This window comes from Planococcus sp. MSAK28401, from assembly GCF_018283455.1.
Classification (GTDB): Bacteria; Bacillota; Bacilli; order Bacillales_A; family Planococcaceae; genus Planococcus; species Planococcus alpniumensis.
Map to the genome: position 1 here is coordinate 1709410 of NZ_JAAMTH010000001.1, position 12270 is coordinate 1721679.

Genomic DNA, 12270 nt, shown 5'->3' on the forward strand with positions numbered 1-12270 from the left:
CTCCTTAAAGTTAACGTTTTATGTATGCAGTTAATTGGCTGGCATAACTCCGAGATAGCGCCGGACTTATGCCAGCCTGTTTTTGTTTGATGCGTTCGTTGCTGTAGTAGGTTATGTAATGTTCGATCCGCTGTTTTAATTCTTTCTACTATACCAATGCTCCTCCGTTTTCGTTTATCTAAGTACTTTTACGAACGCTTTAAAATTACAAAGTTACTTCGGTAATGAAGACAATTTAAACAAAAAAGCTGAGTAACTGGGAGAACTCTTTAGGAACTGGATAAATTGGTTTTATTTGGTATATTAGTGTTGGAAATCAAGATATGGTTCTGAAGGAGGAATTCACAATTAGTGAAAAACCGACAGTGATGATTCTTGGCACAAGTCATTTAGCAAATACTGATAATGGAGATCTGTTTGTGGTGGATACCGATGATGTGCTTGCGGAAAAAAGGCAATTAGAAATAAAGGAACTGATAGTAGCGCTAAAAAAATTCAAGCCAACGAAGGTCGCTTTGGAAGTTCTCACAAAGGATGTGGATAGACTCAACCGCAACTACCATGCCTACTTATACGGCGACTTTAGTTGACTCAATCTGAACATCAACAGATTGGGTTCCGCTTAGCCAAAACAGCTGAACTCACAGAAGTGGCTGCGATTGATTGGAATGAAACTATTGAAAGCATCCCCGATATCGGCACTTGGGCAGAGGAAAACAGCTCTTCTCTTTTTAATGAAGTGATAAATGATCTAAGAATTATGACGGAGGAGTCGGAAAGGTTCTTGGAAACTCACACATTAAAGGAATACCTGCTCTGGCTCAATCAACGGGAGATGGTTCAACGAAATCAAGAAAGCTACATGAAAATAGTGTTGCTTGGCGATGAAGTGAATCCGGTGGGGGCCATGTGGACAGCCCAATACTGGTACTATCGAAACATGCTCATATATAAGAACATCATTAAATTGGCTGCTTCATCAAACGAACGGATCTTCGTCCTGTATGGTGCAGGACATCTTCATTTATTGATTCATTTCTTGGAAGAAAGTGGTCTTGTGAATGTGGAAATGACTCATCATTATCTTCTAAATTAAACAGTTGATAAGTTTTGATGTTTTCCTATAGATAGGAAGGAGCAAGATGGAGAAAAGTGGTGATCTGAATGTAACTTAAGGGCAGTTAAGTTTCATTCACTTTACTTAAGGTAGAAGGCTAAAAGGATAACAAAGGTAAAAAGAGACGAGGAAACAAAAGTTAATACAATTTGGCTCACATCGTCTTTTATATTGATTACGTGGAGTATCGCTATTATAGCTTCGATAGAAGTTTACTAAAACATCTAGAAAGTTTTTAAGCAGCAAAACTAGTGAGTTAAGATGGTATCGGAACAGGAGCGGGGCAATGAGTTTGATTCAGGAAAAATTGGAGTTCCTACATGCTGAAATTAATAGAATGGGCGACATGTTGGACTTAGATTGGTGCGGTAAATTGTTATATACATATTACAAGCATTTTAATGATATTGATTCTAGGTCTAGAGCAGGTTCGCTTCTTGCTTTTTCGGGTCTTCTTATGGAGTGGGAAAACGAAAGTAGATTTCCATTTTGCACAAGTATTCAAGAACGAAATTGTCATAATTTTGCTGAATATCTACAAGAGTTTTTATCATACTCTACAAAGATTAAAAAGCAATGCCCAAATACATACCGGGTTATTGTTACATCACTAAGGCAGTTAGATGAAAGAGAAAATTTCGAGAATATATTCTCTCATATTCCAAGTAGCCTATTTAATTCGGCTAGAAAAACTGTATTCCAAGACGGCGCTAAAAATCTAGAAGATGATATTTATGAAAATGCTATAAAAGAGGCGTACGAAAACAAAGACTTTAAGTGAAAATATGATTTCACGTTTAGACAATTAAAGGAAAAGTGAATTTATCAGAAAGAATAATACTTTCAAACCTAATATCTGATTCTTAAAAAATTCCTTTTATTCTTTTCTGGATTAATGCATCCGCGTTTTGTTGTTTTAAGATTAATTTAGATATGAAGGACTAACAAAAACTGTTCTAATAAGAAAGGAGTAAAGATGTGACCATAATGCATTTCGCCTCCTTTCTTATTTTAAAGCGTACCTTTCCGAATGGTTTCTATTTCCAAAATTAACTAGCTATCTCTAGACCGGCTTAGTATATTTGAAATATAGAAAAAATCTAGCCAATTGAATTTTTGTAAAAGAACCAGTTAAAAGGAGCAGTAACGATGAGCGAAAGTGATCAAGGTTATTTCTGTAAGACTTGTGGAGAATACCATAAGGAGCTTCCGATGAGTTATGGCAGCCCTGTGCCCGATTACTGCGAGGACATTCCAGAAGAGGAATGGGCAGGCCGAATTGAGATGAATGAAGATTTGTGCATTGTAGATGATGAACATTTCTTCATACGCGGAGCGATTGAAATTCCCGTAACTGATGGCGAAGGGCCTTTTATCTGGGATATCTGGGTTTCCTTGAGTGAATCCAATTTTGATTTGACTACGGAATACTGGGAAACGGAAGGACGAGAGCGAAAATTGGATCCTATGTTTGGCTGGCTATCAACGTCCATTCCATGTTATCCCGAAACGCTGGAATTGAAAACGATGGTCCACACGCGTGCAGTGGACATACGTCCTTTCATTGAATTGGAACCGACGGGCCATCCAATGGCTATTGAGCAAAGAAACGGCATCACCATAAATCGGATCAAGAAGATTGCAGAAGAATTATGCCACCGCGGTGAGTAATTCATAGATTCGGTATGGAAGGAAATGGTTTAAGGAAAGTAAAAGGAAACGCGAAAGTTAAAATGTGATTGCTTCTTGAAGATGTAAGGTTTTGAAAGTAACGTATGTGCAGTTAAGCAATATTCAGCTGACATTGTAAAGGTTGAATAAGAGAAATTAATAGGAATAAGGTGACATTTATCAAAACATACGAGAGTTACGTAAGAAAGGCTAACTTTTATGAGGTATTGAGGTTTAAAAGAAAAGCTATTGAAGTTATGAAGGAAATCTCCTCTCAACCATTTTCAAATTTAGAAATAGGCAGTGGCTATATTTATATTGGATTTATGTATAAAGATTTAAAGGATCTAACTTCTGCAAATCACTACTTTGAATCTGCTTTAAACCTTTGTAAACACGAACGTTACCCCTACAGTTCGGATTACAAGAAAATCATTGAAAATTTCGTTGGAAATGGTGAGTTTGAGAAAGCTTCGAAATGGAACGAACACCTAATTGAGCGGGCAAGCTATGAAAAGAAATTTTTGAGCTTAAAGGAAATCAATTTAAAATAGACTTCTATTCTAGAGAAGTCTTTACCTCGATACGCTTTTCAATTGGATAACCTTCGAAAATCTCTCCAAGTTATATACGACTACTTTAAGACGACAGCAACTTTAAAATAAACTCTGTGGAGATTCGACTGAAAAGATTCTATTCAATTTGAAAAGATTGTTATGCACCTTAGGTAGTAATAAAAGCACTTCTAAAATTGACTCATAATAAATTAATCTGACAGTTAGAGCAGGTGAAAGAAAATTGATGGAACTACTCGGTGTATTTTTATTAACGATTTTATGCTTTATATTATGTATAGCAGGTTTTCTACATATAAGAAAGACTCAAAAAAATAAACCTTTACCGCATATCAAATATTATGGAATTCAAATTATCCTTATACTATTTGCACTTTTATCTTTCGTCGTGTTTTGGGATGCTTCAACAGTAATGCCTAAGATGATAAAGGGAGATCACGACACAGTAATGGGGGCATGCTCTGTTGAATATTGGACCACTCCAAAAGATTCTTTTTTAGATATTCATTTTTCAGAAAATGTATTTTTTAGTGTAGCTCCAAATTATTGGGATAATGGTTCATTGGCAAAAGCGTACTGCGAAGTTATTTATTACGAAGGTTCTGATTTTGGCATACATTATAAAATTTATGATCAAAAGAATGGTACATTGCTACAGCAACATTAGTCGTTACGATAACTATAAAGTATTGCTAAAGAATGGAACAGTTAGGACGTCGATTTGATATGGGGAAAAGCGCTGCTACTAAACTAAGAAATTAATAGAGGCTGCGTGATACTAGATATCACGCAAGGCCATGAGGAGTAGAGTATTGAATGTTATTTAGAGGCTTTAATTTTCAAGATCGTTCACCACAACACCATAAACCTAAACAAGGTCAGTTTTATGTAGAAACCAACTGCATTGTGTATCTCTTTGAACAGTTTTTACCTAAATTTTATTTTGATGATGTAAATAGTGTCCGATTTGAGTGTTACCCAAATGCCGAATTGGCTTGTCAACCTGTCATCATGGACGGGTTACTACCTGTAACGATCCCCTACGATGTAAGTGATTTTTACCAGCTATCCGATTTAGAGAAAAAGAAAAAGACACTTGACCTAATGATGGATGGATTACGGGTTATTTGTAAAGACAAGAGTTGGGATGAAGATCCTTTTTTATATGCGTATCAAAAGGTAGTCGAAAAAAATTATACATTCAAAAAGACGTATAAAAAGCCTAAATCCAGCCCTAATCGTAAATTGAAAGCAAAAATTGAAATAGAGATTGGGATATATGATTGTACGGCTTCACTAGTAGTTGAAGATAAAGAACAAAAGCACATCTATTCAGAAGTGCTATATCATGAAAAGCCAATATTCGAATTGCTCTATCCATTATTAGGAGATATTAAATGGATTAGTAATGATGAAGTCCGGGTTCATGAAAGAAAACCAAGCGAACATCAGTTTAAAACAGTTTATATACAGTGAAGAAAAAAAGTGCAAATTCTTATGTCGCAACTTCGAGAACAATATTTTACTGATGATTGATAGAGTTCTTAATCGCCAAAAGGCAAAAGCTCAAGTATGAGCTCTTTGCCTTTTTGGTTTGTCAAAGTGTACTTTTACGAACGGTTATATTTACAAAAAGACACTAGTTTTCCATACTTTTCCTAAGTATAGTTAAAGTGAATATTGAATTTCGAAAATTTAATCTAAGGGGAAACAAAATGTCTGCACATCTAATTGCGGAACAGGGATGGTCGTATAAGGAATTATGGGAAGGTGCCATTCTAGCATCTATCGCTCATGCTATTTTTGTCGCCGATGCTCCAGAACTTGCCCATGAAAATTCTTGGGATGGCTTTAATTATAATTTCAATGACAGTCAAGGAATCAGAGGAACTATTACCTTTCATCCCGACTTCTTTGTGGCGGCATTTAGGAATGATGAAGTTTTAGCTGACAGTTTGAATTTTGAAGATTATTTTCATCAAGCGCCAAAAAAAGTCCTTCAACTTGCTGAAGAGGAAGCCCTTCAGTATTTGCTGGATGATGTAAGGGGAAAGACTCTGCCTTCAATCACTACAATAATTTGGGGAGAGAAAGAACAAACTTTCTCCAGCCATCGATTTGATGAAATGCTTGAAAACGGAGGAAAAATTTTAGCTATTCAGTCCATGAATGTCACTGAATCTTTGAAGGCTTGTGAAGAGGAATTTGAATTTACACAAGAGCAACTGATGCTGTTGAAAAAACTCTATCATTTGAAAATTGCACAGCCTAACGAAAAAATCACTTTGAATCAAAGTGATATAGAGGCCATTGGATCAAAAAATGAAGAGGGAATTAACGAAAGCAAGATTTTATTTGCTGAAATTGGTATCGAGTGGATATAAATCTACTATGAAGTAATAAAGAATTCCCGGAAAAATCCAAGGGGAATTGCTGGCTGAAAGACTTGGGGTTGAATGTAACTTATATGTAGAAAAGATACATTCATTTCTGGACAATGATTTAAATGAACGATTCTTTGGAGGGATGTTGTTATGTTGTCGAGCGAAATAGTCTGGGAGAATAAAGAAGCTCTCGGCTGCGAATATTTAAGACTATTCTTCGAAAAAAATACTATCCATGTAGAAAGTACAGTAATCTATTTGGAACCAAGTTCTCCCATACAAATTGATTATCAGATTGATTTGGATAGTTCATGGAGGACAAAAAGGCTGAACATACAAAATAGAAGAGGAGAAATTTTACATCTCGCTTCTAGTGGTGAAGGAGAGTGGTTTAATCAGCAAGGAATCAGAATTGATGAGTTGAATGGAGCAATTGATGTTGATATATCAGCCACACCTTTCTCTAATTCATTGCCTATCAATCGATTTGATTGGGAACCTGATCAAAAAAGAGAATTTGAAATGGTCTATATTTCTATTCCAGCATTAGAAATAAAAAAAGTGAAACAGACGTATACATATATCGAACGCAAGGAGAACACTAGGGTTTTTAATTATCAATGTCGAGATTTCGAGTCATCAATCTCGGTCGATGAAAAAGGTTTTGTTATTGATTATCCTCAATTATTTACCAGAAGATATTAACGTTTACCAATTGCTATAAGTAAACAACTGAATGTAACTTATTGTGAATTAAGTTACATTCAACGACTTTTGTTAGTTTAAAGTGGTGAAGTGTAGCGCTGATCCGCTGATCCCTAACAATAATGGAGTGATAAAATGAATCGTTTTTCAGAAGCATTAAATTATATAAATAAGATGATTTATGAACCTAAACAATTAACAATAGAGTCTATTAAAGAAGAAAAACAAAACTATGAATATGGTGCTGGTGTGTTTCGATTGTCTTCTAAAACGATTCGATTTAGAGTAGCGAATACTACACCTACAAAAATAGGACAGTTTGTTGCTTTTTGGGAAAAAGGTAGCGACAATAAAAACCGTCCTTTTTTATCCGAAGAAGCACCTGAGTTATTAGTTATAACAACTTTTAAAAATAATAATGAATTTGGGCAATTTGTTTTCCCAAAGGAAATTCTTATTAAAAAAAATGTCCTTCGATCCCAGAATACTAAAGGAAAAATGGCTATAAGAGTCTATCCTAGTTGGGATAAACCAACTAGCAAACAAGCAATCGACACTCAAAAATGGCAACTACCTTATTTTGTTGATATGAGTACTCTTAATCAAACGTCTATAGATAAAATAATAGAACTATACTCTCTGTGACGAAGAATAAATAGAAAAATAATTTAGATCTGAATGTAACTTAATAGTAATTAGGTTACATTCAGATCAGGTCAGATCAAGTGATTATTCTTCGTCACTAAAGTTGATCATTACGCCGACTATCTCTTTGAAAACATTGTATTTAATACTTACATCATACATGCCATCTCAGTATCCTGACATGGCTACCGCGCCCCCAGGGATTGTCCCACTTTGGTCATTCGATGCCACCGTGTCCGAACAGGCGACATAGTATTTCAATCCCTCTTCATCCATCTCGATGCCGTAAACGTTTTCTACTTCACCGGGAATACTTTCATCCTTCCCGAATACAGCAGCATCGAATATTCCGGCCTGCGCAGAATCAACACCAATCAGCCGATCGCAGACATGCCATTTGCCACTCGGTTTCTTTTCTGCGAAATAGGCCGTTAACGTTTCAACGGTCTCATCGTCTGTATAAGAAATGGAGGCTGTCCATTGTCCTTTTTTTACATTGGCTAAATGAACTTGCATCTCTGTGTCCTCGATTGAGTAGCATGGATCTGTCACTACCAGCTTTCCACTTTCTACTGCAAAATGACCGATTCCTTGAGACTTGCCGGCATTCTTTTTGGGAATAAACCAATCGATGAACTCATATAACGTGGACGCTTTATTTTCTATATTTCCACTTTTGGCTGTCCAACGGTAGACATGCTCCTGCATCCACCTTTTTCGGATGCGGTAGCAAAGTTTATCGCCACTCTTATTCTCTCCAATACAAACCATATCAGCAGGTAAGTTTTCAGGTCTGTTGGATTGGTTTTGAATCATAATGAGTGAACGTAAGACCCATTCTCCAAACTCAGCACCATTTGTTTCTAAATAAAGGTCTTTGAATTCACCTGGAAAGAGTGCGCCAAGCTCTTTTTCAGCTTTCTGTAAATCAATCAATGAAACGCCTGTCGTTATTGATTTCGAATCAATCATATCAATTACTTTTTTCATGCCTCATCCTCCATTTGCAATCCGATTGAGAAAGCGAAATTTTGTATTTGTTTTACTTGAAAGAGCTACAAAATCGATTATCCCTATTTTAGCAAAATCAAGAAGGTGGGAGTTTTAAATAATTTTTGAATGTAACTTAATCCTAATAAGGTACATTCAGATTTTTCATATTTTTAATTTCATTGACTTGATCAGAAGATGAAGCGAAATTGAACTTGCTAGAATAAATAATACATTCAAAAGACAATTCTATAAGGTTTTAGAGACGGAATTGTGAAGTGTATATTTGGCATCTCAAGGCCATCAAGAGAAGGAGCTTCAATTGAAGTTTCTCCTCTTTTTTGTTTGTAGTAGTATACTTTTATAGACAGTTTGGTTTTTGTATCTATCTATCGATCGTTTGAAGTTCTAAGTATATTTACTGTAAGTGTATCGCTTCCAATAATATAAGATAAAAACAGCCCTAGCACAATTTAAGGGAAGTTATTCGGTAGAGACTAGAAATCGACTTTCATTTTTTAAAACCCTTGTCAGCTTAAAAAGTAGTTGTCAACAGTAACTTTATTCATTTGCTTGCTTAAGCCATTTAGTATCTCTATCAACTCTTTCTGCTTTCCAACCAATCGATAAATCAGATAATGACCAAAGAGAACTATCTACCCTTAAAATTTCTTCGATCGTAACTATTCTGGCATTGTCTATATCAAGTTCATCAGAACCATCGAGAAATTGCCACATTCCATCTTCTTCATCACGTGATACATATAATACGGGCTTTTTTCCATCCAATATTTCTTTCAGTGTAATAACCATCGTGTTGGGAAAATCATTAAACTCACTCATAGGAACACTCTCCATTATATATTTAAATGTAATTATCTCATTGTTTTAATGAGATAATCTGGCGTATATTTAGTTATGAAAAAGTCGACTACTTAACAGCTAAAAAGCTTAAAATGATTTTAACCAGCAAAGAAAAAAGAAATGTTTTCTCTTTTTCAAGAAGATAAGAGCGCTTTTGCTCTCAACAATACTGCTGATTTGAAAGATGGAGATATTACGAATATGTTTAGAGGATTTGTTGTTATATATATTGTATATGAACCATGGTTAAATACCAGCAGATAAAAGATCATTAAGGGGTGCTTATGAAGAAGAGTAAAGTTCTTATAAGAAATGGTAAAAATGGAGCCACAGTACTAATTGGCAAACATAATTTACAAGAATCTATTCATTATATCCAAGCACATCAGATTACAAATATTGAAATTACCTATCGTTATGACAAAGTACAAATAGACTTCTTGAGTGAATGTCCAGGTATTGAAAATATAATACTAGAAGGGCAAAGTGTGGAGAATTTTGAAGGAGCCTATCACTTGAAAGGTCTCAGAACTTTAATAATTAATGATGCTTCCCTTGCCTTAAAAATTGATCTTAGCCAATTAACTTCTTTGGAAGAGATTTTCGGCAAATTACCTCCCAAAACCTTAGCAATTGAAAGTCTGATCAATTTAAAGAAAATGATGATATGGGGTTACGAGTCAAAAGAGCAAAACTTGAAAGAGTTCGCAGGTTTTAAAAATCTTGTGCATCTTGAGCTCATTAATTCTAATATTATTTCTTTAGAAGGAATACAGGAATTGAAGATGCTGAATTTTCTAGGACTATCCAGAATGAAAGGCTTAACAGATATTGAAGCGATACAGCATCTAACGGAAAACCTGACAAAATTACAAATACATTTGGTCAAAAATATACAAGACTTTTCTCCAATTGAAAAGCTTCGAATGCTCGAGTATTTGAGTTTAAATTCCTGTGGGGATATTCCATCTATTCGGTTTACAAAGCATCTTCACAACTTAAAAACTTTAATTTTTGAAGATTCCAATGTCGTTGATGGGGATGTCTCTCCCTGTGTAGGGTTGGAGCATGTTTATTTTACAGATAATAAGCACTACTCCCACGGGCTAAAAGAGGTGATTTCTACTCCTGACGGTTCCTCACTTATAGAGAGCATAGTAGAGAAAAAGACTAAACCGGATCTAAAAAATAAAGACGGGAAAGAACATCTAATGCTTACGCAAAAGTGGATAATGAGGATGGGCGATGGAGACGATCAATTTACAGAAGAAAACATAGCTGAAACAGAAATAGTTCTCCAAAGCTATGCGGATGAAGTTTCTCGTCTTGAAGAACCGTTTGATGAAAATATCTTTGAAAAGGTAAAGCAAACAGTACTCTATTTAAATACGTTAAATGAAAAACATGACTTTTTTATTGAGACATTGGAGCGAGAGGAACTTGTTACTTTCATCATAGAAAAAGCAAAGCAAGCGGGGTTGGATATAAAGGAAGACATTACAGAAAGATGGCGCGAATGGTAAATTGAAAATACACAATTTCACAGACTCTGAAATTCATATTAGAAAATTGAAAGATTAAAGTTTTGATTAAGCCGTCTTGAAACTAAGTCTACATATCATCAGGCTATCGGTAGAAAAGGGGTATAATCAAAGAATGACGATCTTAAAGTTAGAATACAATTTCTAAGTAACAAGTGATGAAAAGTATGAACAATTTGGAGTTGGATATGAAAAGACTACTAATGGTTTGCGGCATTGCAGTTTGTATTCTACTATTCGGTATATTCTACATGAATGAAGGGCAGCGTGAGGAAATCTATGTAGCAGTAGATGGAAGTGACGGAAACAATGGATCAAAAACAGAACCGTTTCGCACCCTAAAAAAAGCATCCTCTGTCGCTGTAGCAGGTACAACTGTCTATATCCGCGAAGGAGTTTATAAGGAAAAACTCGTCGTCCAGCATGACGGAGAGGTTTTTAATGAAGTCATTTTTAAGCCGTATAATAAGGAAATGGTCATTCTAAGTGGAGAAGATATAAAAAGTGAAGAGGGCGATACTTCAATTGTTACGCTTGAAGATAAAAGTCATATAACTATTGAAGGATTGATTATAAAAGATTTAAGAACCGACTTAGAAAATGAAACGGTTATGGGGATTTTGGTAACTGGTTCCGGAAATCACATTACGCTGAAGGACAACCATGTGCAGCAGATTGAAACTCATTCAAAAAACGGGAATGGTCACGGCATTGCAGTATACGGAACCGATTCCATAAAAAATATGACAATTGTAAACAATATCTTAGAAAATTTAAAGCTGGGAGCAAGTGAAGCGCTTGTACTAAATGGCAATGTAAGCGATTTTGATATAAGCCAAAACATTGTGCGCAGTAGTGACAATATCGGAATCGATTTGATCGGTTATGAAGGTGTTTCTTCTGATGAAAGAGTGGATTTTGTGCGCAATGGAGTAGTTTCCAAAAATACGATCCACAACATTTCCACTTTTGATAATCCGGCATACGGCAAAGAGTATAATGCTGGAGGCATTTATGTAGATGGCGGAAAAAATATAAAAATTGAAGAAAATATTGTATATCACAGTGATATTGGCATCGAAGCGACTTCCGAGCACAAAGGAAAGTATGCTGAGAACATCGAAATTGTAAACAATAAAATTTACGAGAACTTTTTCACAGGCATATCAATTGGCGGCTACGATGAGGAGCGAGGGGGCACTCGAAATTCGACCATCTCTCAAAATCTGTTGTATCAGAATGACACCATGGGATTGGGTGGAGGACAGCTTTTGATTCAGCATGACGCAGAATTTAATGCAATTGAGGAAAACACCTTCATTGCTGGACCTTCACGGATATTTATAGCAAACTACTTTTTAACCAGCAACCACAACGAAATGAACCAGAATCTATTTCATAAAGATAGAGGCAAAGAAGGAGTTTGGATTTGGGAAGACGAAGAAACCACTTCATTCTCAGATTTCAAATCAGTGTCTGAAAGTGACGAAAAGTCGAGGTACCTAGACTCTGGTTATACCCATTCAAAAACGTTTGAACTCAACTAGTAAGCAAACTTACTAATAGAGATTCCCTCTCGAAAAGATTATTGTCATATGAATCAGTGTTATTAATTAAGGAGAAAGAGTGCTAAACGAGCATAATCTTTCTCCTTTTGTTCGTTTATGTATACTTTTACGTACGGTTTTAATGTTAATACAAAAAATTCAGAACATATTGGTATATTTTGGTATAATACATATGAAACCAGACTGACAATTTATATAAGAAGACAACTT

Annotated in this window: 14 protein-coding genes and 1 pseudogene; 12 read left to right on the forward strand and 3 right to left on the reverse strand. The window is 35.4% G+C overall.

Translation table 11 applies throughout. The annotated features are described in order from the left end of the window. Positions 1 to 10: 10 nt before the first annotated feature. Positions 11 to 136: pseudogene (locus G3255_RS20385) on the reverse strand (hypothetical protein); the annotation flags it as partial. A 187-nt stretch (positions 137 to 323) separates the two neighbouring features. Between G3255_RS20385 and G3255_RS08710 the strand changes: the two are divergent. From G3255_RS08710 to G3255_RS08755, 10 genes are all read left to right on the forward strand, one after another. After that, on the forward strand, positions 324 to 590 hold the full coding sequence (locus G3255_RS08710; protein ID WP_211654114.1) for a hypothetical protein: 267 nt from the start codon (positions 324 to 326) through the stop codon (positions 588 to 590). Continuing rightward, positions 587 to 1096 (forward strand): DUF5694 domain-containing protein, encoded by a 510-nt coding sequence (locus tag G3255_RS08715; RefSeq protein WP_211654115.1) that lies wholly within the window; start codon positions 587 to 589, stop codon positions 1094 to 1096. Before G3255_RS08710 ends, G3255_RS08715 begins: the two co-directional genes overlap by 4 nt. Before the next feature lie 307 nt (positions 1097 to 1403). Further along, positions 1404 to 1898, forward strand: coding sequence for a hypothetical protein (locus G3255_RS08720; RefSeq protein WP_211654116.1), 495 nt, complete (start codon positions 1404 to 1406; stop codon positions 1896 to 1898). A 368-nt stretch (positions 1899 to 2266) separates the two neighbouring features. Further along, positions 2267 to 2788 carry a DUF2199 domain-containing protein gene (locus tag G3255_RS08725; RefSeq protein WP_211654117.1) on the forward strand — a complete coding sequence of 174 codons (522 nt, stop codon included), beginning with the start codon at positions 2267 to 2269 and terminating at the stop codon, positions 2786 to 2788. Between the two features lie 170 nt (positions 2789 to 2958). Further along, positions 2959 to 3342 carry a hypothetical protein gene (locus tag G3255_RS08730; RefSeq protein WP_211654118.1) on the forward strand — a complete coding sequence of 128 codons (384 nt, stop codon included), beginning with the start codon at positions 2959 to 2961 and terminating at the stop codon, positions 3340 to 3342. A gap of 247 nt (positions 3343 to 3589) precedes the next feature. Next, on the forward strand, positions 3590 to 4030 hold the full coding sequence (locus G3255_RS08735) for a flavoprotein (RefSeq protein ID WP_249222265.1): 441 nt from the start codon (positions 3590 to 3592) through the stop codon (positions 4028 to 4030). Between the two features lie 149 nt (positions 4031 to 4179). Beyond that, a complete protein-coding gene (locus tag G3255_RS08740) occupies positions 4180 to 4839 on the forward strand; it encodes a hypothetical protein (RefSeq protein ID WP_211654120.1) in 660 nt (219 codons plus the stop codon). A gap of 239 nt (positions 4840 to 5078) precedes the next feature. Next, positions 5079 to 5747 (forward strand): hypothetical protein, encoded by a 669-nt coding sequence (locus tag G3255_RS08745; RefSeq protein WP_211654121.1) that lies wholly within the window; start codon positions 5079 to 5081, stop codon positions 5745 to 5747. Positions 5748 to 5897: 150 nt separating this feature from the next. Continuing rightward, complete coding sequence (locus G3255_RS08750) at positions 5898 to 6452, forward strand: putative glycolipid-binding domain-containing protein (RefSeq protein WP_211654122.1); 555 nt, start codon at positions 5898 to 5900, stop codon at positions 6450 to 6452. A gap of 135 nt (positions 6453 to 6587) precedes the next feature. Then, a complete protein-coding gene (locus G3255_RS08755) occupies positions 6588 to 7097 on the forward strand; it encodes a MepB family protein (RefSeq protein WP_211654123.1) in 510 nt (169 codons plus the stop codon). Positions 7098 to 7265: 168 nt separating this feature from the next. On the opposite strand, the gene G3255_RS08760 is transcribed toward G3255_RS08755, so the two are convergent. Both G3255_RS08760 and G3255_RS08765 read right to left on the reverse strand, forming a co-directional pair. Further along, the gene (locus tag G3255_RS08760) at positions 7266 to 8087 is read right to left on the reverse strand and encodes an SMI1/KNR4 family protein (RefSeq protein WP_249222093.1); all 822 of its coding nucleotides are present in this window, start codon (positions 8085 to 8087) and stop codon (positions 7266 to 7268) included. 561 nt (positions 8088 to 8648) lie between these two features. Beyond that, the gene (locus tag G3255_RS08765; protein ID WP_211654124.1) at positions 8649 to 8930 is read right to left on the reverse strand and encodes an immunity protein Imm33 domain-containing protein; all 282 of its coding nucleotides are present in this window, start codon (positions 8928 to 8930) and stop codon (positions 8649 to 8651) included. Between the two features lie 305 nt (positions 8931 to 9235). Between G3255_RS08765 and G3255_RS20065 the strand changes: the two genes are divergently transcribed. Continuing rightward, positions 9236 to 10474, forward strand: a complete 1239-nt coding sequence (locus G3255_RS20065) for a leucine-rich repeat domain-containing protein (RefSeq protein WP_249222094.1) — start codon at positions 9236 to 9238, stop codon at positions 10472 to 10474. 185 nt (positions 10475 to 10659) lie between these two features. Next, a complete protein-coding gene (locus tag G3255_RS08775; protein ID WP_249222095.1) occupies positions 10660 to 12039 on the forward strand; it encodes a right-handed parallel beta-helix repeat-containing protein in 1380 nt (459 codons plus the stop codon). The last annotated feature ends 231 nt before the right edge of the window (positions 12040 to 12270 follow it).

Coding starts and splice junctions, on each gene's coding strand:
- G3255_RS08710 (WP_211654114.1), top strand. CDS start 324: ATGGTTCTGAAGGAGGAATTCACAATTAGTGAAAAACCGACAGTGATG.
- G3255_RS08720 (WP_211654116.1), top strand. CDS start 1,404: ATGAGTTTGATTCAGGAAAAATTGGAGTTCCTACATGCTGAAATTAAT.
- G3255_RS08725 (WP_211654117.1), top strand. CDS start 2,267: ATGAGCGAAAGTGATCAAGGTTATTTCTGTAAGACTTGTGGAGAATAC.
- G3255_RS08735 (WP_249222265.1), top strand. CDS start 3,590: ATGGAACTACTCGGTGTATTTTTATTAACGATTTTATGCTTTATATTA.
- G3255_RS08740 (WP_211654120.1), top strand. CDS start 4,180: ATGTTATTTAGAGGCTTTAATTTTCAAGATCGTTCACCACAACACCAT.
- G3255_RS08745 (WP_211654121.1), top strand. CDS start 5,079: ATGTCTGCACATCTAATTGCGGAACAGGGATGGTCGTATAAGGAATTA.
- G3255_RS08750 (WP_211654122.1), top strand. CDS start 5,898: ATGTTGTCGAGCGAAATAGTCTGGGAGAATAAAGAAGCTCTCGGCTGC.
- G3255_RS08755 (WP_211654123.1), top strand. CDS start 6,588: ATGAATCGTTTTTCAGAAGCATTAAATTATATAAATAAGATGATTTAT.
- G3255_RS08760 (WP_249222093.1), bottom strand. CDS start 8,087: ATGAAAAAAGTAATTGATATGATTGATTCGAAATCAATAACGACAGGC.
- G3255_RS08765 (WP_211654124.1), bottom strand. CDS start 8,930: ATGAGTGAGTTTAATGATTTTCCCAACACGATGGTTATTACACTGAAA.
- G3255_RS20065 (WP_249222094.1), top strand. CDS start 9,236: ATGAAGAAGAGTAAAGTTCTTATAAGAAATGGTAAAAATGGAGCCACA.
- G3255_RS08775 (WP_249222095.1), top strand. CDS start 10,660: ATGAACAATTTGGAGTTGGATATGAAAAGACTACTAATGGTTTGCGGC.